Source organism: Pseudomonas sp. RIT-PI-o (assembly GCF_001297215.1).
GTDB classification, from domain to species: Bacteria; Pseudomonadota; Gammaproteobacteria; order Pseudomonadales; family Pseudomonadaceae; genus Aquipseudomonas; species Aquipseudomonas moraviensis_A.
Window position 1 is genome coordinate 218012 of the sequence record NZ_LHPA01000020.1, and the last position, 20219, is coordinate 238230.

General features: G+C 61.8%; 16 protein-coding genes. 8 read left to right on the plus strand and 8 right to left on the minus strand.

Translation table 11 applies throughout. The features are described from left to right. Positions 1-102: 102 nt before the first annotated feature. The 3 genes from rsgA to AEQ63_RS09730 all read left to right on the plus strand — a co-directional run bounded on the left by rsgA (position 103) and on the right by AEQ63_RS09730 (position 2892). Positions 103-1134, plus strand: a complete 1032-nt coding sequence (rsgA, locus tag AEQ63_RS09720; protein ID WP_064363119.1) for a small ribosomal subunit biogenesis GTPase RsgA — start codon at positions 103-105, stop codon at positions 1132-1134. A gap of 313 nt (positions 1135-1447) precedes the next feature. Further along, positions 1448-2407: a caspase family protein gene (locus AEQ63_RS09725; RefSeq protein WP_064363121.1), complete on the plus strand. Its 960-nt coding sequence runs from the start codon at positions 1448-1450 to the stop codon at positions 2405-2407. Then, positions 2407-2892: a toll/interleukin-1 receptor domain-containing protein gene (locus tag AEQ63_RS09730; protein ID WP_042607791.1), complete on the plus strand. Its 486-nt coding sequence runs from the start codon at positions 2407-2409 to the stop codon at positions 2890-2892. The genes AEQ63_RS09725 and AEQ63_RS09730 overlap by 1 nt, the downstream gene beginning before the upstream one ends. A 254-nt stretch (positions 2893-3146) precedes the next feature. Here AEQ63_RS09730 and motB read toward each other — a convergent pair whose 3' ends face one another. Both motB and motA read right to left on the minus strand, forming a co-directional pair. Continuing rightward, positions 3147-4193: a flagellar motor protein MotB gene (motB, locus tag AEQ63_RS09735; RefSeq protein ID WP_064363123.1), complete on the minus strand. Its 1047-nt coding sequence runs from the start codon at positions 4191-4193 to the stop codon at positions 3147-3149. 3 nt (positions 4194-4196) lie between these two features. Further along, a complete protein-coding gene (motA, locus tag AEQ63_RS09740; protein WP_024011357.1) occupies positions 4197-5048 on the minus strand; it encodes a flagellar motor stator protein MotA in 852 nt (283 codons plus the stop codon). A gap of 166 nt (positions 5049-5214) precedes the next feature. On the opposite strand from motA, the gene AEQ63_RS09745 reads away from it, so the two are divergent. The 4 genes from AEQ63_RS09745 (at position 5215) to AEQ63_RS09760 (ending at position 10304) form a co-directional block, all read left to right on the plus strand. Then, complete coding sequence (locus AEQ63_RS09745; protein WP_064363126.1) at positions 5215-6753, plus strand: HDOD domain-containing protein; 1539 nt, start codon at positions 5215-5217, stop codon at positions 6751-6753. 42 nt (positions 6754-6795) lie between these two features. Next, a complete protein-coding gene (rhdA, locus tag AEQ63_RS09750; RefSeq protein ID WP_064363127.1) occupies positions 6796-7629 on the plus strand; it encodes a thiosulfate sulfurtransferase in 834 nt (277 codons plus the stop codon). Further along, entirely contained in the window at positions 7629-8489 is an 861-nt protein-coding gene (asd, locus tag AEQ63_RS09755) for an archaetidylserine decarboxylase (protein WP_064363130.1), read from the plus strand. Before rhdA ends, asd begins: the two co-directional genes overlap by 1 nt. A 66-nt stretch (positions 8490-8555) precedes the next feature. After that, complete coding sequence (locus tag AEQ63_RS09760; protein WP_064363132.1) at positions 8556-10304, plus strand: hypothetical protein; 1749 nt, start codon at positions 8556-8558, stop codon at positions 10302-10304. Positions 10305-10407: 103 nt separating this feature from the next. Here AEQ63_RS09760 and serB read toward each other — a convergent pair whose 3' ends face one another. After that, entirely contained in the window at positions 10408-11622 is a 1215-nt protein-coding gene (serB, locus tag AEQ63_RS09765; protein ID WP_041477650.1) for a phosphoserine phosphatase SerB, read from the minus strand. Positions 11623-11756: 134 nt separating this feature from the next. Between serB and AEQ63_RS09770 the strand changes: the two genes are divergently transcribed. After that, positions 11757-13268 (plus strand): AhpA/YtjB family protein, encoded by a 1512-nt coding sequence (locus AEQ63_RS09770; protein WP_064363135.1) that lies wholly within the window; start codon positions 11757-11759, stop codon positions 13266-13268. Between the two features lie 346 nt (positions 13269-13614). On the opposite strand, the gene AEQ63_RS09775 is transcribed toward AEQ63_RS09770, so the two are convergent. From AEQ63_RS09775 to parE, 5 genes are all read right to left on the minus strand, one after another. After that, positions 13615-14325, minus strand: coding sequence for a PqiC family protein (locus AEQ63_RS09775; protein WP_039756820.1), 711 nt, complete (start codon positions 14323-14325; stop codon positions 13615-13617). A 185-nt stretch (positions 14326-14510) separates the two neighbouring features. Continuing rightward, positions 14511-16775: a DNA topoisomerase IV subunit A gene (gene parC, locus AEQ63_RS09780; protein ID WP_064363138.1), complete on the minus strand. Its 2265-nt coding sequence runs from the start codon at positions 16773-16775 to the stop codon at positions 14511-14513. A gap of 7 nt (positions 16776-16782) precedes the next feature. Further along, entirely contained in the window at positions 16783-17307 is a 525-nt protein-coding gene (locus tag AEQ63_RS09785; protein WP_064363140.1) for a retropepsin-like aspartic protease family protein, read from the minus strand. Then, the gene (locus tag AEQ63_RS09790; RefSeq protein ID WP_064363143.1) at positions 17304-18293 is read right to left on the minus strand and encodes an esterase-like activity of phytase family protein; all 990 of its coding nucleotides are present in this window, start codon (positions 18291-18293) and stop codon (positions 17304-17306) included. Before AEQ63_RS09790 ends, AEQ63_RS09785 begins: the two co-directional genes overlap by 4 nt. After that, entirely contained in the window at positions 18293-20200 is a 1908-nt protein-coding gene (gene parE, locus AEQ63_RS09795) for a DNA topoisomerase IV subunit B (RefSeq protein WP_064363145.1), read from the minus strand. The genes AEQ63_RS09790 and parE overlap by 1 nt, the downstream gene beginning before the upstream one ends. Positions 20201-20219 lie beyond the last annotated feature (19 nt).

Sequence of the window (20219 nt, forward strand, 5' to 3'; positions counted from 1 at the left end):
GGCTCCTAGGCAATGCTGCGCAGTTTAGCCTAGGCCGGTGGCCGGGCGTGCTAAACTCGCGGCCGTTTTACCTAATCGCTGCATTCTTCAGACGGAACACCCATGGCCAAACGCCAACTCAATCGTCGTCAAAACTGGCGCATCGAAAAGATTCAGGGCGAGCGCGCCGCACGCGCCGCCAAACGCGAGTCCTCGGCGGTCGAAGCCCTCGAGGGCGGTGACCTCGGCCCTGAGCAACACGGCCTGGTGATCGCTCACTTCGGTGTACAGGTCGAAGTCGAGGCCGTTGACGGCGAACTCGCCGGTCAAGTGTTCCGCTGTCACTTGCGCGCCAACCTGCCGGCGCTGGTGACTGGCGACAAAGTCGTCTGGCGCGCCGGTAACCAAGGCATCGGCGTGATCGTCGCGCAACTGCCGCGCAGCACTGAACTGTGCCGCCCGGACAGCCGTGGTCAGCTCAAGCCGGTTGCCGCCAACGTCGACATGATCGTCATCGTTTTCGCGCCGCTGCCCGAGCCCCACGCCAACCTGATCGACCGCTATCTGGTTGCCGCCGAACATGCCGGCATCCGCCCGCTTCTGCTGCTGAACAAATTCGACCTGATCGACGAGCAGAACGCCCCGGCGCTCAACGCGTTGCTGGCGGTGTATCGCACGCTGGGTTACCCGGTGCTGGAAGTTTCGGCGCAGCACGGCGACGGCATGGAACAGCTGCAAAAGCAGCTCGACGGGCGCATCAGCGTATTCGTCGGCCAGTCCGGCGTCGGCAAATCGTCGCTGGTCAACAGCCTGCTGCCGGAAGTCGAAACCCGTGTCGGGCCGTTGTCCGAGCTGTCCGGACAGGGCACGCACACCACCACCACCGCGCGTCTGTTCCACTTCCCCGGCGGCGGCGAACTGATCGACTCCCCGGGCATCCGCGAATTCGGTCTCGGCCACGTCAGCCGCGCCGATGTCGAAGCCGGTTTCATCGAGTTCGACGACTTGCTCGGCACCTGCCGCTTCCGCGACTGCAAGCACGATCGCGAACCGGGTTGCGCGCTGCTCAAGGCGCTCGAAGACGGCCGCATCCAGCAGCAGCGCATGAACAGCTACCGCTCGATCATCGCCAGCCTGCCTGAAAACGGCTATTAAACAGCCGCGCCGGCAACCCCGCGCCATGGGTTGCCGGTTGTCGGATCGCATCTGACACAATCACTCCCTTCTTAAACATCAGCCCTGTCTGTAGGCTTTTGCGCGCCTGCCTGTAGGACCTTTCTGTTTTGCCGCTTGGACCTTGTAGGTCTTTACCAGCGGCCTACATTCGTTTCCTCCTTCGCTTACTGCGATCCAAGAGGAATCCAATGCAAAGCTGTCATTCATTCATCAGCCAATCGTCTCGCATCGTCCACGTGTGCAATCCCCACAGAATCGTCAGCGCGAACAGCCTGCACACGGTGCTGTAACCATGCGCAAGGCACTGTTTATCGGCATCAATGACTATGCGCATATTTGCGGGTTGAGCGGCTGTTGCAACGACGCCATGGCCATGGCGTCGGTACTCAAAACCAACGCCAATGGCGACCCCAATTTCAAGAATGTCGTGTTGACGTCCGCTGAGGATTATCTGAGCCGGGAGAAAATCGAGGACCAGATCCGCGAGTTGTTTTCCGGCGACAGCAACGTCGCTCTGCTGTACTTCGCCGGCCATGGTGATTTCGACGCCGACAGCGATGAAGGCATGCTGATCCCCCAGGATTCCCGTACCCCCAAGGACGGCATCCGCATCAGCGACATTCTCAACTGGGCGGACAAAGCCACGCGGATCAAAAACAAAGTGATCATCCTCGACTGCTGCCAGAGCGGCTCGGCCGGCGAAGTGCGAGCCTTGCGCAGCGAGAGCAGCATGGTCGGCGAAGGCATGAGCATTCTCACCGCTTGCAAAAAAACCGAGCCGGCCATGGAGGGCGCGCAGCATGGCGTATTCACCGGCCTGCTCCTGCAAGCGCTGCATGGCGGCGCGGCGAACATCCTCGGCAAGATCACCCCCGGCAGCCTGTATTCCTTCGTGGACAACGCCCTCGGCGCCTGGGAACAGCGTCCGGTGTTCAAGACCAATGTGTCGCAGTTCATTTCCCTGCGCGAAGTCTCGCCGCTGATCCCCAAGGACATCCTGCGCAAATTGCCGGACTGGTTCGCCGAAGCCGAATCGGTGTTCCCGCTCGATCCCAGCTATGAGCCGACTGAAAAGGCGTTCGTGCCCGAGCATGGCGAGGTCTTCGCCCAGTTGCAGAAGTGCAACCGCCACAGCCTGATCGAACCGGTCGACGCCGAGCACATGTATTACGCCGCGATTCACTCGACCGGCTGCCGCCTGACGGCGCTCGGCGCCTATTACCGCGAACTCGCCCTCAAAGGACACTTCTGATGCCCGTCTTTATCAGCTACCGCCATATGGATCGCGCTCATGCGATTGCCATCAACACCCGCCTGACTCAGGCGAAGATCAGGACTTACCTGGACGTGCTCGATCCGGAATCGCAGACCACCGACGACATCACCGGGGTCATCACCCGCAACATCACCGAATGCACGCATTTGCTGGCGGTGGTGTCGGAGAGGACAGCGCTGTCGTGGTGGGTGCCGTTTGAGATTGGCGAGGCGACGATCAGTAATCGGCGGATCTGTACGTTCAAGACCGGGCCGGCTGAACTGCCGATCTATCTGGACAAGTGGCCGAAGCTGAGCACGGCCAGCGATCTGGATTTCTTTATCGAGGCGTATCGGGATGAGGTGTCGAACCAGCGCTCGATGACGCTGGACTCGATCAGCGAGTCGGTGAAAGGGGCCTACAAGCGTGATGCAGAGATGTTTCATGAACAGTTGAAGAATCGGATTCGTCGTGGGTTCTAGAACGCCGTCACGTCTGAAAAGCCCCTCACCCTAACCCTCTCCCGGAGGGAGAGGGGACTGACCGTGTCGCGTTCAAGAATAACGTCGACTTGAAATTACTCAGTCGAACTCAGGTTTTGGCCCCCCGGAAATCGGCTCCCTCTCCCTCGGGAGAGGGCTGGGGTGAGGGGCAGAGGTCTGTCTGGTTACACAACTCTCAAGCCGAAAAAAAATCCTGACAAAAAAGCCGACATCACTGTCGGCTTTTTTGTCACTTACTGCTTCGGCGCAGGCGCTGGCGCGGCCCCCCCCGGCTCGGCCGGCTTCGGCGCGGCGTCATCGAACAGATTCAAGCGTTCGCGCAACTCGTGGGCCGGCACTGGCTGCTTGTCCGCCGGCAATGCGTTCGGATCAACCGGGGCTGCCGGAGCAGCACCGTTCTGCCCCTGATCCGCCGGTTTCGCCGCCTCAGGACCCTGCGCGCCTTCAATCGCCGCCTGGGCTTTTTTGGTCAGCACGACAATGTCGATCCGGCGGTTCACCGGGTTGAACGGGTTTTCCCGGTCGAACAATGCCGACGAGGCATAACCCACCACACGCGCCACTTGCGCATCCGGATAGCTGCCGGCGACCAAGGCACGACGAGCCGCGTTGGCACGGTTGGCCGAGAGTTCCCAGTTGCCGTAATCGCCAGTGCCGATGTATGGCTTGGCGTCGGTGTGGCCACTGATGCTGATCTTGTTCGGCACCGCTTTGATGGTGTCGGCCATGGCCAGCAGGATGTCTTCGAAGTACGGTTTCAGGCGCGCGGAACCGGAGTCGAACATCGGCCGGTTCTCAGCGTCCATGATCTGGATGCGCAAGCCGTTCGGCGTGATTTCGAAGAGGATCTGATCCTTGAATTTCTGCAGTTGCGGGTTCTCGTCGACCTTGTTCTGCAGTTCTTGCAGCAGCAGTTCGAGACGCTCCTTCTCGACCTGTTCGGCCATGCCTTCCACCTGTTCGGTATCGACCGTGACCTTGTCAGGCTGCGGCTGCGACTTCACTTCCGGGTTGAGGGTGTTTTCCGGCGCCAGGGTCGGCGTGCCACCGAGATCGATGATGTACGGCGTGCCGCTTTCGGAGAAACCGACCGGGTCCTTGAAATAACCGGCGATGGCGATCTTCTGTTCCGGCGTGGCGGTGGACAGCAGCCACAGCACCAGAAAGAACGCCATCATCGCCGTGGCAAAGTCGGCAAAGGCGATTTTCCACGCCCCGCCGTGGTGCCCGGCGGCAATGCGCTTGACGCGCTTGACGATGATCGGCTGATTATTTTCCATAACTTAACGACCGCGAACCGCTTGTTCCAGCTCGGCAAAGCTTGGACGGTGCGCCGGGTACAGAACCTTGCGGCCGAACTCGACCGCCAGCGACGGCGGCATGCCGGATGCCGAAGCCACCAGCGAGGCCTTGATGGCTTCGTAGACGTTCAGCTCTTCCTTGGCATCGTGGGCCAGGGAATGCGCCAGCGGGCCGAAGAAACCGTACGCCGCGAGAATACCGAAGAAGGTACCGACCAGTGCCGCACCCACGTGCAGACCGATCGACGCCTGGTCGCCCTCGCCCAGCGAGGCCATGGTAACCACAATACCGAGTACCGCCGCGACGATACCGAAACCGGGCATGCCGTCGGCGATGCCGTTGACCGCGTGCGATGGGTGTTCGAGGTCTTCCTTGAGGCTGTACAGCTCCATGTCGAACAGGCCTTCCAGTTCATGCGGGGCCATGTTGCCGGAGGACATGATGCGCAGGTAATCGCAGACGAACGCGGTCATGCGTTCATCCTTGAGCACGGCAGGGTACTTGGCGAAGATCGGGCTCGCGGCGGCATCTTCGATGTCGCCCTCGATAGCCATCATGCCTTCGCGGCGGCTCTTGTTGAGGATCTCGTAGATCAGCCCGAGCACTTCCAGGTAGAAGGTGTGGGTGAAGCGCGAACCGAACATGCTCAGGGATTTCTTGAGCACGTGCATCGTCATGTAACCGGGGTTGGCCTGGAGGAAAGCGCCGAGGGCCGCACCGCCGATGATCATCACCTCGAAGGGCTGGATCAGGGCGGCAATCTTGCCGTGGGAGAGCACGTATCCGCCGAGCACGCTCGCGAATACGACGATGATGCCGATAATTTTAGCCATAGGTAGAAGGTACTTGTTTAAGTCGGGTTCAAGGTCATATTCGGAAGTTAAAAAATCTCTTCTTCTACTTATCGGCAAAACTGCGCCAGACTATAGCCAGTTCAGGCGAAAAGCCAATTTAGCCCATGCCGGGCGCGTCTACAGTCAGTGAAGATCTCGTCCAGACATGGCTAATGAAACGAACATTCCATCGGTAAAACCGACCACCCTCCAGGCGTGGGTCAAGCTGCTCGACAGCGTCCGCCTGCCCGTGCCGCAAGAGGCTCACGACAAAGTCTGCCGGGCAATCCGCGACAACCGCAGCTCGCTGCGCGATATCGCCGACCTGATGCAGGACAGCCCGGCGCTGGCCTTGAGCATCATCCGTGAGGCGAATCGTCACACCCACGGCACGATGGCTGCGCCGGCGGAAAATCTTGAGGTGGCAATCAATCGCCTGGGCCTGGCCCGTACCGAAGAACTGCTCGCGCGCCTGCCCGCCGAAGCGCACATGCAGATCCCCAAGGCCCTGCGCCAGTTGCAGTTGATCAGCCAGCATGCGACGCAACAGGCCAACGGTTTTTTCGCCAGTCGCCTGGCACGGCTGTGGCAGGACATTCATTGGGGCAGCCTGTTGTTCCTCTCGCCGCTGTGGCCGTTGGCGCTGACCTATCCCCAGTTGCTCGAAGAGTGGGAATTGCGGGTGATCCACAAGGGCGAATCGGCACGTGTGGTTGAAAGACAGTTGTTCGGCGTGCGCCTGTTGAAAATTGCCGAGGCACTGGTGCATGCCTGGCACCTGCCGATCTGGGTGGAGCAAGGCTACAAATTGCTGCTCAGCGAACAACGCGAACTGGTCAAAGTGCTGCGCATCGCCCGTGACAGCGAACACCCGCTGCGCCAGCAGAACCGCCTCGACGATGACCCGACGCTACGGCGCTGGCTCAACCAACCGGCGAATACCGTGCTGCTGGCCAACGGCCTGGCGCTGTCGGCGCAACAGGCCTGGGACAGTCCGCACAGCAAACGCTGGCAGTACCTGACCAGCCTGTACCTGCAAATCTCGATGGACGAAGTGCAGCAACAGTTGCACCAGCAAGCGGCGAACAGCGCACGCCAGCATGCAATGCCCGATCTGTGGCACCCGGCGGTTTCGCTGATCTGGCCGTGGGGCAGCCGTCGCTTGCCTGCCGGCATGCTCCCGGCAGCAGCACCCAATTCGGAAGATCTGGGCCAATGGCGTCGGCAATGCGCCGAGCTGCTCGCCGAGCCCAGCCGCTTCACCAACGCGATGAGCCTGACCGTCGCTGCCCGCGAGGCACTGGTGGCCAGCGGCATGCGCCGGGTGATGATTCTGATGGCTGACCGCACCCACTCGACCCTTCGCGTGCAGCAAACCGCTGGCCTGCCGAAGGACGCGGCAGCGCTGAGTTTTGCCGTCAGCCAAAGCAAAGTCCTGCAGCGTCTGCTCGCCCAGCAGGCACAGGTGCGAATCACCCCGGAGAACAACGCTCAGTTCTCCGCCTTGTTACCTGCGGGGCTGCGCACGCTGTTTCGCGGCGAGCATCTGTTCCTGCGTTCATTGGTCAACAATGGCCGGGTGATCATGATTGTCGTCGCCGATCAGGGCGGCGGGCCGGTCGCCGACATCACCGTGCAGGCCTTCGGCAAAACCGCGCAGTGCATCGAAAAAGCCCTGCACAGCTTTAGCAGCCGCGGCCAATGAGCCTGCGCTACAATCCTCCCCTTTGTGCTCTGGAGACCTCACATGTCTGACTTCTCTGGCTTGCCGCTCGTCATCGAGCCGAGCGACCTGCTGCCGCGCCTGGAGTCCCCGGAACTGATTCTGGTGGACCTGACCAGCCCTGCCCGGTATGCCGAAGGTCACTTGCCCGGCGCACGCTTTGTCGATCCGAAACGCACCCAGCTCGGCCAGCCGCCGGCGCCGGGACTGATGCCGGCGAAAGCCGATCTGCAAGCGTTGTTCGGTGAGCTTGGCCATCGCAAGGACGCGGTCTACGTGGTGTATGACGATGAAGGCGGCGGTTGGGCCGGGCGCTTCATCTGGCTGCTCGACGTTATTGGCCACGACAAGTACCACTATATAGACGGTGGCCTGCCGGCCTGGCTGGCGGCCGGCATGCCCATGTCGATCCAGGTGCCCGCCGCGGTCGGCGGCCCGGTGTCGCTGACCCTGCACGATGAACCGACCGCCACCCGCGAATACCTGCAAAGCCGTCTCGGCGCCGCCGATCTGGCGATCTGGGATGCGCGCGGGCCGCTGGAATATTCCGGCGAGAAAGTCCTCGCCGCCAAGGGCGGCCACATCCCCGGCGCGGTCAATTTCGAATGGACTGCCGGCATGGATCAGGCACGCCAGCTGCGCATTCGCACCGACATGCCGCAGATCCTCGAAAACCTCGGGATCACCAAGGACAAGGAAATCATTACCCACTGCCAGACCCATCACCGGTCGGGCTTCACTTATCTGGTGGCCAAATCCCTCGGTTATCCGCGGGTCAAGGGCTACGCCGGTTCCTGGGGCGAATGGGGCAACCACCCCGACACGCCTGTCGAGATTCAAGCTTCCAAGGACAACTAATGAAAGAGCGTCTGTTTATCCTCAGCCAATACCTGCTGCCGCATCACCTGCTGTCGCGCCTGGCCGGTTGCATCGCCGAATGCCGCGTGCGCTGGTTCAAGAATGCCTTCACCCAGTGGTTTGCCAAGCGTTATCAAGTGGACATGTCGCAAGCGCTGGTCGAAGACCTGACCGCTTACGAGCACTTCAACGCATTCTTCACCCGCGCCCTGAAAGACGGCGCGCGTCCGCTGGACGAAACCCCGGGCGCGATCCTCAGCCCGGCCGACGGCGCGGTCAGCCAGCTCGGCCCGATCGAGCACGGTCGCGTGTTCCAGGCCAAGGGCCACAGTTTCAGCGTGCTCGAATTGCTCGGCGGTGATGCGGCCAACGCCGCGCCATTCATGGGCGGTGACTTCGCCACCATTTACCTGTCGCCGAAGGACTACCACCGCGTGCACATGCCGCTGGCCGGCACCCTGCGCGAAATGGTCTACATCCCGGGCCGGATCTTCTCGGTGAATCAGACCACCGCCGAGAACGTTCCCGAGCTGTTCGCCCGCAACGAGCGCGTGGCGTGCATCTTCGACACCGAACGCGGACCGATGGCGGTGGTGCTGGTCGGCGCGATGATTGTCGCTTCGATCGAAACCGTGTGGGCCGGTCTGGTCACGCCACCAAAGCGCGAGTTGAAAACCTTCCGCTACGACGAAGCCGCGCGCGCACCGATTCACTTGGAGAAAGGCGCTGAACTGGGGCGCTTCAAGCTCGGTTCGACGGCGATCGTGCTGTTTGGCCCGGATCAGGTGAAGTGGGCCGAAGAGCTGGTGGCCGGCTCGCCAGTGCAGATGGGCCAGGGTCTGGCACTGCCAAGAGCGTGATCCTGTTCGCGGAAGCAGCCGAGGCTGCTTCCGCAAACCGCGGCAATTGCTGCTATGGTTTTGCTCATGAGCCAAAACCTCTTCCCTCCCAAGTTACGCGCTCCGACTCCTACGCAAACGCGCCTGTCGTTCTGCGACGCCACCCCGCGCGACCTCAAGCGCTGGATCGCTGGCCTGCCCAAGGCCAACATCGGCGAAACCGCGCGCCTGCTCTATCAGGGCCTGGGCGAACTCAACCTGCTGCTCACCCCCAGCGATAATCGCCTGCAACTGCTGGAGTTGCTGCGGCCCGAGGTGTATTTCGTCTGCCAGCATCTGGAACGGCATTTTTTGCATCAGGCGATCATGCTCGACGAGCGCTCGCGCAAGGTCAGCAACCTTTGCCAGGCGCTGCAGGGTCAGCTGGCCATCGGCTATAAACAGATCGTCCTGCGCATCCTGCCGAAATACAGCAAGGATCGCGCGACGCTGGTCAGCACCGCCTTGCAACGCGCCGCGCATGCTCTCAAGGCGCAACTGGTGCGCGCAACGCAGCTGTACAGCTCGCCGCCCGAACATGTGTGGTTCGAACTGCATCAGCTGTATCGCAGCGCTTCTGAATTACAGCTGCAGCAGCGGCGACTGCGCGATGATCTGGCTTATCTGACCAGCGATTTGAGCGTGGAGCAGACCTACATCGCCGCCCTGCTGCTGGGCAGTGCCCGTTGCAATCAGTTGCGTCAGAGCCAGATTGCCCGTCTCGCCGAGGTCATCGAACCCTGGAGCGCCCTGCTCACACTGCATCCAGGCCGCGCAGACGACGGTTTGTTTGCGGTCAGCCCGGAACTCGATGTCGGTCCACGCTACCGCAAGATGTTTCGCAGCGAACAACAGAGCGGACTGCTGGGCTTCGATCCGCAACCGCTGGTCAAGCAGCTCGAAACGCATTTGCTGCAGCAGCCGACCTCGACACCCTTACCCGTCTCCGCCGGCCTCAGCATCGATACCCTGCAACATCTGCACGCCACCTGGGGCCAGGCTGCCGAACGCAGCTTCCAGCGCAGCGCCGGGCAAGGCACATTGACCGTGTGCGTCGGCATGAGCGCCCTGCACTTCTACCTCGGCGGCGAGCGCACCTTCAGCGAATTGCTCAAACATCCCGGTGCCCGCGCGGCAAATTTCAGCAGCGTGGTCGCCAACGGCGAAAAGGACAGCTGGAGTCAGGCGTTCGACGCCGCACCGCAAAGTAACGATGAGCTGTTGCCGTACGAAGAAATCCAGTACGACCAATTAGCCGAGGATGAAGGCCCCGGCAACGCGCCGAACTATCCGACCTACGCCTTGCCCGTGATCAACCACAGCCCCGGCGGCTATTGCCTGGCCTGGCCGAGCGAGGTGCCCGCCGAATTGCAGGCCGGGGAAATGCTCGGCATTCAGGACAGCGAAAGCAGAGGCTGGAGCATTGCGGTGATTCGCTGGATCCGCCAGGTACGCGGCAGCGGCACGCAGATGGGCATCGAACTGGTCGCGCCACACGCCCAGCCGTGCGGCCTGCAACTGGTGCGTTCAAAGGACGATCACGGCCATTATTTGCGCGCTTTGCTGCTGCCGGAGATCAGCGCGATCGACTTGCCGGCCACCGTACTGGCGCCGCGCCTGCCGTTTCAGGAAGGCAACAAAGTGCTGATCAACACTCAAGGCGAGGAACACCGCGCCGGGCTGGATCGGCGGGGGGCGAGTACCCACAGTTTCAACCAGTTCGCCTATCGCTCGCTGGATCCTGCGCAGAATGGCGGGGGTGAAGAGGATTTCGATTCGTTGTGGAATTCGCTCTAGACCGAGGCGCGGCCTTCGCGAGCAGGCTCGCTCCCACACTGGAATGAGGTTCCCTGTGGGAGCGAGCCTGCTCGCGAAGGGGCTGGTTCAGGCGCTCAAGAACTCAAAGCTGCCCGTCGCGATCGCGGAAGCCCAACAGATACAACACACCATCGAGACCCAGCGTTGAAATCGCCTGCTTCGCCGACTGCTTGACCAGCGGCTTGGCGCGGAACGCCACACCCAAACCGGCAATTGCCAGCATCGGCAGGTCGTTGGCGCCGTCGCCGACGGCAATGGTCTGCTCCAGGCGCAGACCTTCCTTGTGCGCCAGTTCCTTGAGCAGATCCGCCTTGCGCTGTGCATCGACAATCGGCTCGATCGCCACGCCGGTGCACTTGCCGTCGACCACTTCCAGCTCGTTGGCGAACACGTAGTCGATGCCAAGTCTGGCTTGCAGCTGTTTGGCGAAATAAGTGAAGCCGCCGGACAGAATCGCGGTTTTGTAACCGAGGCGCTTGAGTTCGGCGAACAGGGTTTCGGCGCCTTCGGTCAGACGCAGCGAGGCGCCGATCGAGTCAAGCACGCTGACGTCGAGGCCCTTGAGCAGGGCCAGACGCTCTTTGAAACTGGCACGGAAATCCAGTTCGCCGGCCATCGCGCGCTCAGTGATTTCCGAAACCCGATCGCCCACGCCTGCTGCCTTGGCCAGCTCATCGATGACTTCCGCTTCGATCAGCGTCGAGTCCATGTCGAATACCGCCAGGCGCCGGTTGCGGCGGAACAGCGAATCTTCCTGAAAGGCGATGTCGACGTTCAATTCCTGCGCGACGCTGAGGAATTCGGCGCGCAAGGCCTGCGGATCGGCGGCTTCGCCGCGCACGGAGAATTCGATGCAGCCCTTGCCCTTGTCGGCCGGGGTGTCCAGCGGCATGCGCCCTGACAAACGGTCGATATGGTCAATGTTCAGGCCATATTTGGCGGTGATCGCGCTGACAGCCTGCAATTGGCCGGCGGTGACTTTGCGCGTCAGCAGAGTAACGATATGGCGTTTCTTGCCCTGATTGCCCACCCACTGCTGGTAATCCTCTTCGGACACCGGGGTGAAGCGGACTTGCTGGTCGAGTTCGTAGCCTTTGAACAGGATGTCCTTGAGCACCGACTTGCCCTGCTCGGAATCGGGAATTTCAACCAGGATGCCGAACGACAGGGTGTCGTGGATCACCGCCTGACCGATGTCGAGAATGTTCACACCACCTTGTGCCAGAACACCGGTGATGGCCGCCGTCAGACCCGGACGGTCGACTCCCGTGATGTTAATCAGGACGATTTCGCGCAACGCGCACCCCCGCAACTGGAAAAAAACCGCATTCTACCCACTTTCAGTGACCATCGGGCACCGCGAGCGCTTTGCCGGTCTGGGGCCTGTCGCTATACTGCGCGTCAACTTCACGGACAAAGAGCCGAGCTCAAGTGAACCGGCCCACGCCAGTCAAAACCGATAACTTCTTCCTGCTGATCTTCCGTGCACTGCGCCACCGCCGTGTACCGATTGCATTGCGCATTGCCAGCCACAACGTGATCCTGGTCGCTCTGGCCCTGGTGATCTATGCCGGGGTGATGGGGCTGCAATTCAAGCAGGCCATGCACGAGCAGGCCGATGCGCTGGGCGAAAGCCTGACCACGCAGACCGCCACCTCCGCCACCGAGCTGCTGGTGTCCAATGACATCCTCAGCCTCAACGTGCTGCTCAACAACCTGACCAAGAACAAACTGGTGGCCCATGCGGCGATCTACAGTGTGGATAACCGTATCCTCGCCGAGTCCGGTCAGCGGCCCAAGCACAGCCTGTTGGGCGAAGCCGAGGGCATGTACGAGAGCAAGATCACTTTTCAGGACGTGACCGCCGGGCAACTGCGCATCAGCCTGGACATGGATCAGTTCCAGCAGCCGATGACCATCAGCCTGCAGAGCATGGGCATTTTGAGCGCGATTCTGCTGGCACTGTCGCTGGCCCTGAGCCTGCGCATGGGTCGTTATCTGTCGACGCCGCTGTTGCAATTGCGCGTGTGGCTGCGCCGGATCGACGCGCACACCCCGGGCATCGATCGTCAGGATGAAATCGGCGATCTGGCGCGCCAGCTGCACGCCAGCTACGCCCCGGAACCCGAGCCTGAGCCTGAACCCGAGCCGGAATTCGCCGAGGATGAAGACGAGCCGGAATTCGAGGTGCGTAACCTGCGTGATCCGAGCTTCGACGAAAGCCGCCCGCTGGCCGCGAAAAAACCGGCGCCGCGTCACTTGGTCAGCACCGTCGAAGACAATGATGACGATGACGCTTTCGCCGACCTGCGCGACGAATCGATCACCGGCGCCGCACAACCGCTGACGCGCAAACCGACCCCTGACGTGCCACAGCACACTGCGGTACTGGCCGTGCAACTGGGTTCGCAGGAACAACTGCGCCGCTTGCCTCGCGCACGTCTGGAAGAATTGCAGGAACGCTATCGCGACTGCCTTGAGCAGGCGGCTTCGCTGTATCAGGGCGAAATCGAAACCCTCAACGATGGCAGCACGCTCCTGCTGTTCCACACCGAAGATTGCGGCGACGACTACCTGACCAATGCCATCTGCTGCGGCGAACTGCTGCGGGCGCTGGGTCATCAGTTGCAGATCGAGGTCGCGGACAGCGGCATTACTCTGCAACTGCAGCTTGGCCTGACCTTGGGCGATGAGTTGTTCGGTCTGAGCCAGATTGATCTGCTGCTGACCGATTCGGCCCAGGATGCACTGGCCTTGTCGCAGCACAGCCGCAACCTGCTGCTGGTCGAGCGCAAGATCAGCGATGACGCGCTGATCCGCCAACGTGCGCGGATCCGGCCGATCGCCAGCCCTGAAGGCGCTTGCTGTGTCGAGCGGTTGATGGAGCCTTATCCGTCGATGCTCGAGCGGCAACTGGCGCGGATGCATGAGCGCCGGGCGTAAGGTTTAGGCCAGATACGCAACAGCCCGCAGATGAGTGATTGTCTGCGGGCTTTTTTGTGTGCGGCGTTATTGGAATCGTGTGCATCACTGAAAGCCCCTCACCCTAGCCCTCTCCCGGAGGGAGAGGGGACTGATTGGGGGAGATTCCAGAATTACACCGACTTGAACGCCCTGCCTTGAATCCATAATCGCCAAGATCTTTCAGGTCGATATAAGACGCAGACACCTCGGTCGGTCCCCTCTCCCTCCGGGAGAGGGCTAGGGTGAGGGGCTTTTGATCTTCCACCCCACCTCCAGACACAACAAAGCCCGCACAAGGCGGGCTCTGTTCTGACTCGTTCCAGCCTCAGAAGCGAAACACTTCCATATCGGTACGAATCGGCGAGGCCATCGGAATCTTCGGTTGCTTCTCGGCATCCGCCGCCGGCGCTGCGGGTTTCGGCGCGGCTTTACGCGGGGCCTCGGCCACTGGCGGCTGGTTGGCGAGTGGCTTGAGCGCTACCGACAGTTGCTCGGCCAGCCGCTGCAACAGGATCCCCTGCGCCTGCACCTGCGAAGCGGTGCTGCCAGCGTGCAATTCCTGCAGATGAATGATGCGGTTATCGCGCACCTTGCCGCGACGATCGATCAAACGCCATTGCGCATCGAGAATCGCCGGTTGTTTCGCACCCGAGTCCAGACGGGTGATGGTCAGCAGCACCTGCACATCCGGGGTGAATCCGGCGGTAGCAGGCGCCAGGACCACACGCTGGCTGTCCAGGTGACCGGCGACCTGACGCATCAGCAACTGATCGATATCCGACGAAAGGCTGCCAGCCCAACGACCGTCGGTCGCCGCTTGCAGGCTGCCGTCCGGTTGACGTTGCAGCAGGGTTTCGCGCTGAAGGTAATCGGCCACAACCACTGGCCCCAGCAAAACCGCCATGCCCGCGCTTTGCGCAGGCTGAACCGGACTTCCGCTGTCCAGTTGATACAGCGACACCGGCTGGTGAACGCTGCAACCCGCCAGGCCAAGAACGCCGGCGAGCAACAAAATAAGGGGGCGTAGAGCAGTCATCATCCCGTCCAGGTGGCCGCCACAAGGCTGACCACAGTGAAAATACTCAATAAATATGAAGAACGCTCGACCACGCCGGCGCTTGAAAGGCCATATCATCCGTGAATATGCGTTCCGACTCCAGCGCCAAAGCGTCGATCTACGCGTTTAATCGCAGATCGAACGCTCTAGGAAGGCGTTCCAGCCTAATTGAGGTTTTCGACGAGCAGCGCATCCACCCGCTGGAAGCCACGCGGAAGTTTGTTTCCGCGACGTCCACGCTCACCTTTGTAGTGCTCGAGGTCGTCGGCCTTCAGCGACAGGGTCCGTTTGCCAGCCTGCAACACCAGGGTGGCGCCTTCCGGCAGGACGGCGATGTCCGTGACATATTCTTCGCGGCTGGCCACGCGCTCACCGGAAATACCGATGATCTTGTTGCCTTTGCCCTTACCCAATTGTGGCAGATCGCTGATCTTGAAGATCAGCAGGCGACCTTCGGTCGTGACCGAGGCCAGCCAGTTCTGCTCACGATCGGCGACCGGGCGTGGTGCGATGACCTTGGCGTTGTTGGGCAGACTCAACAGGGCCTTGCCAGCCTTGTTCTTGGCTTGCAGGTCTTCACCTTTGACCACGAAACCGTAACCGGCATCGGACGCGATCACGTACAGCGCATCGTCTTCGGGCATCAGCACGCATTCAAACGAAGCACCCGGTGGCGGCGTCAGCCGGCCGGTCAACGGCTCGCCCTGGCCACGGGCCGACGGCAAGGTGTGAGCGGCGACCGAATAGCTGCGGCCGGTGGAGTCGATGAACACGGCAAACTGGTTGGAGCGCCCCGCCGCCGAGGTCTTGAAGCCGTCGCCCGCCTTGTAGGACAGACCGGTGGCGTCGATGTCATGGCCCTTGGCCGAACGTACCCAGCCTTTTTCCGACAACACGACGGTGACTTTCTCGTTCGGCAGCAGATCGTGTTCGCTCAGCGCCTTGGCTTCGGCGCGCTCGACGATCGGCGAGCGGCGGTCGTCGCCATAGCTTTCGGCGTCTTTGAGCAGCTCGGTGCGCACCAGTTTCTTCAGCTTGGCTTCGCTGCCCAGCAGGGCTTGCAGCTTGGCTTGTTCCTTGAGCAGTTCGTCCTGCTCGTCGCGCAGCTTCATCTCTTCCAGTCGCGCCAACTGACGTAGACGGGTGTCGAGGATGTAGTCGGCCTGAATCTCGCTGAGGGCGAAACGCTCGATCAGTTTGGCTTTCGGGTGCTCCTCGGTACGGATGATGTGGATCACTTCATCCAGATTGAGGTAGGCGATCAGCAAACCGTCCAACAGGTGCAGGCGACGCTCGACCTTGTCGAGGCGGAATTGCAGACGGCGACGCACGGTCAGCACGCGGAATTCCAGCCATTCGACCAGCAAGGCGCGGAGGTTTTTCAGCTGCGGCTTGCCGTCCAGACCGATGATGTTGACGTTGACCCGGTAGGTCGACTCCAGCTCGGTGCTGGCGAACAGATGCTGCATCAGCGCTTCGTGATCGACGCGGCTGTTGACCGGGATAATCACGATGCGGCACGGGTTTTCGTGGTCGGATTCGTCGCGCAGATCGGCGATCTGCGGTGCTTTCGACGGTTTGGCCTGCATCAGCGCGGCGATCTGCTCCAGCACCTTGGCCCCGGAGACCTGATGCGGCAGCGCGGTGACGATGATGTCGCCGTCCTCGACGTGGTACACGGCGCGCATGCGCACCGAGCCCTTGCCGGTTTCGTACATCTTCAGCAGGTCGGCGCGCGGCGTGATGATTTCCGCTTCGGTCGGATAATCCGGACCCTGAATGTGTTCGCAAAGCTGTTCGACCGTGGCTTTCGGCTCATCCAGCAAGCGCACGCAGGCGGTGGCGACTTCGCGCAGGTTGTGCGGCGGCACATCGGTGGCCATGCCTACGGCGATACCGGTGGTGCCGTTGAGCAGAATGTTCGGCAGGCGTGCCGGCAACACCAGCGGTTCCTGCAGGGTGCCGTCGAAGTTCGGGCCCCAGTCAGCGGTGCCCTGGCCCAGTTCGCTGAGCAGCACCTCGGAATAGCGCGACAGCCGCGCTTCGGTGTAACGCATGGCGGCGAAGGACTTCGGATCGTCCGGCGCACCCCAGTTGCCCTGGCCGTCGACCAGCGTGTAGCGATAGCTGAACGGCTGTGCCATCAGCACCATTGCTTCGTAGCATGCCGAGTCGCCGTGGGGGTGGAACTTGCCGAGCACGTCACCGACGGTACGCGCCGATTTCTTGTGCTTGGAATCGGCATCCAGCCCCAGCTCGCTCATGGCGTAGACGATACGCCGCTGTACCGGTTTCAGGCCGTCGCCGATATGCGGCAAGGCGCGGTCCATGATCACGTACATGGAGTAGTTGAGGTAGGCATTTTCGGTGAAGTCAGCCAGCGAGCGGCGTTCTACACCGTCCAGGCTGAGATCAAGGGAGTCGCTCATGCGGGCCTCATCGGTTCGTTGTCTGGCGCAGCAGCATGGTGCCACCGCGCTGGGTAAATTCAAGTTTGTTCAGGGCGCTCATGCCGAGCAGCACCTGATCGCCATGCAGCCCCGGCGCCACCAGTGCGCGGACATCCCGCAGCACAATGTCGCCCAATTGCAGGCGGGCAATCTTCGTTCGATAACCCTGGCTCAGGCCATTGGCCGTGCTCAGGGTCACGCCGAAACCTTCTTGCAGTTTCAAACGCTTGGCCAGATCCGCGGGAATCGCGACATCGGTGGCGCCGGTGTCGAGCATGAACTCGACCGGCTCGCCGTTGATCTGGCCGCTGGCGACAAAATGCCCTTGGGCATTGCTCGCCAGTTTCACCTCGATAAAACCTTCGCCCTGCTCCGACGTGACCACGATGTTCGGATTCTGCTGGCGCTGTTCCCACTGCCCGAAAAATTTCGTCGCGAGAAACAGCCCCGCGCACCAGGCGAGAACCATCAACACCCGACCGGCACGCTTGCCCGGCGGTTGCCGGCTCATGGCCTGGCGCTCCAGCCACCGGCCGGTGCGGCGAAGCGCCAGACCACCGGGCGGGCTTCGCCGTCGGCTCGCGGGCCGAAATTATTATCGACGCCGATCCACGCGCCCTCGGCGTCAACGATCAGCGCTTCTTCCAGCCCGTAGTTCTGCGAGTAGCGACGTTTTTCCTGCAACAGTTCATCGGCATACGACCAGCATTTCTCGACCTTGGTCGTCTGTGCATCGCGACGACAGATCTCATAAGCGTTGCGTTCAAGAGTAAACAGCTTGCCGTTGAACAATGAAATGTCGGAAAAGTCGCGATGAACCGCTTTCGCCTTGGGAAACTGTGGCGGCTGCATCTCCTTGCCGCCCTCACTGAGCAGCACGCAGCGACCATCGCAATCCCACACCGTCTGCTGGCGCTTGATCAGCAGCAGGCCGCGCTTTTGCCGTTCGGCGGCCAGCCACATCTGATCACCGGCCGGGTTGATCGCCAGGCCCTCGAAGATCGAATTGAACTTCAGCAGCAGGCCGCTCGCCCGCGCCTCGCGAACCAGCAGCGGCGAGATCTTCAGCCAGTTTGCCGGGCCGCTGACCGGCACCTGCAATACTGCTGCGTGAGCCTCGCTGACGATGTAGCGATTGCCAGCGCTGTCGCAACTGATGCCTTCGAAATCCAGATCGCCACCGCGAATGAACGACGCCGCCCAGGTACGCGAGCTCAAGCCCCAAGGCAAGCCGCTTTCGGGCACCGGCGGCACGTCGATGTGTACGGTTTGCGCTTGCCAGACCGGATCGCGGGTATCGAGCCGGTAGATCTGCTCGTCATCGCGATCGGACACCGTCCACAGTTCATTGCCGCACATGGCCAGACCCGACAGGTTGCCGCCGCGCATGCCCTCGACCGGGTGCTCGGAGAGCACGCGCAGTTCCTGCAACGGCTCGGCCGACACGCTCAGCGCACTCAGCAGCAACGCACCCGCCAAGGCCCAGCCAAACTGCATCAGGCCAGCACCTCGGCGAGGTTGCCTTTGGATTCCAGCCAGGATTTGCGGTCACCGGCGCGCTTCTTCGCCAGCAGCATGTCCATCATTTCCGAGGTTTCGGCGAAGTCTTCGCCCAGCGTCAACTGCACCAGACGCCGAGTATTCGGGTCCATGGTGGTTTCACGCAGTTGCGGCGGGTTCATTTCACCCAGACCCTTGAATCGGGTGACCTGCGGCTTGCCGCGCTTCTTCTCGGCCACCAGGCGATCGAGAATACCGTCGCGCTCGGCTTCGTCGAGGGCGTAGTAGATCTCTTTGCCGAGGTCGATGCGGTACAGCGGCGGCATCGCCACATAGACGTGACCGGCATCCACCAACGGGCGGAAGTGCTGGACGAACAGAGCGCAAAGCAGCGTGGCGATGTGCAGACCGTCCGAGTCGGCGTCAGCGAGGATGCAGATCTTGCCGTAGCGCAACTGGCTCATGTCCGCCGCGCCCGGATCGACGCCGATGGCCACGGCGATGTTGTGCACTTCCTGGCTGGCGAGTACTTCGCTGCCGTCGACTTCCCAAGTGTTGAGGATCTTGCCGCGCAACGGCAGGATCGCCTGGACCTCCTTGTCCCGCGCCTGCTTGGCCGAACCACCGGCGGAATCACCCTCGACCAGAAACAGCTCGGAACGCATCGGGTCCTGCCCGGCGCAGTCAGCCAGTTTGCCGGGCAGCGCCGGGCCTTGGGTGACGCGTTTGCGCTCGACCTTCTTGCTCGCCTTGAGGCGACGGCCAGCGTTGTTAATCGCCAGTTCGGCCAGGGCCAGACCGGTTTCCGGGTTGGCGTTGAGCCACAGGCTGAAAGCGTCTTTCACCACACCGGAGACGAACGCCGCCGCTTCACGGGATGACAGACGCTCTTTGGTCTGGCCGGAGAATTGCGGTTCCTGCATTTTCATCGACAGGACGAACGCGATGCGCTCCCAGACGTCTTCCGGCGCCAGCTTCACGCCGCGCGGCAGCAGGCTGCGGAACTCGCAGAACTCGCGCATCGCATCGAGCAGGCCCTGTCGCAAACCGTTGACGTGGGTACCGCCCTGCGCGGTCGGGATCAGGTTGACGTAGCTTTCCTGCACCGCGTCGCCGCCTTCCGGCAGCCACAGCAGCGCCCAGTCGACCGCTTCTTTATTACCGGCGAAGGCACCGCAGAATGGCTCGTTCGGCAGGCGCTCGAATTCGCTGACCGCATCCACCAGGTAGGAGCGCAGGCCGTCTTCGTAATGCCACTCGACTTTCTCGCCGGTACCCTTGTCTTCGAAGCTGACCAGCAGCCCAGGGCACAGCACAGCCTTGGCCTTGAGCACGTGCTTGAGGCGGCTGATGGAAAATTTCGGCGAATCGAAGTATTTCGGGTCCGGCGCGAAGTACACGCTGGTGCCGGTATTGCGCTTGCCAACGGTGCCGACGATTTCCAGCTCGGAGGCCTTGAAGCCGTCCTTGAAGGTCATCTGGTATTCGTTGCCGTCACGTTTGACCCGCACGCGCACTTCGGTGGACAGGGCGTTGACCACGGAAATACCCACCCCGTGCAAACCGCCGGAGAACTGGTAGTTCTTGTTGGAAAACTTGCCGCCCGCGTGCAGCTTGGTGAGGATCAGTTCGACACCGGATACACCCTCTTCCGGGTGAATGTCGACCGGCATGCCACGGCCGTCGTCGCTGACTTCCAGCGAATGGTCGGCGTGCAGGATGACCTGCACCGATTTGGCGTGGCCGGCCAGGGCCTCGTCGACGCTGTTGTCGATGACTTCCTGGGCGAGGTGGTTCGGCCGACTGGTGTCGGTGTACATGCCGGGGCGTTTGCGCACCGGGTCGAGGCCCGAGAGGACTTCGATGGCGTCGGCGTTATAAGAACTAGCGCTGGGAGTGGCCATAAGGTCTCGTCGTCAGTCA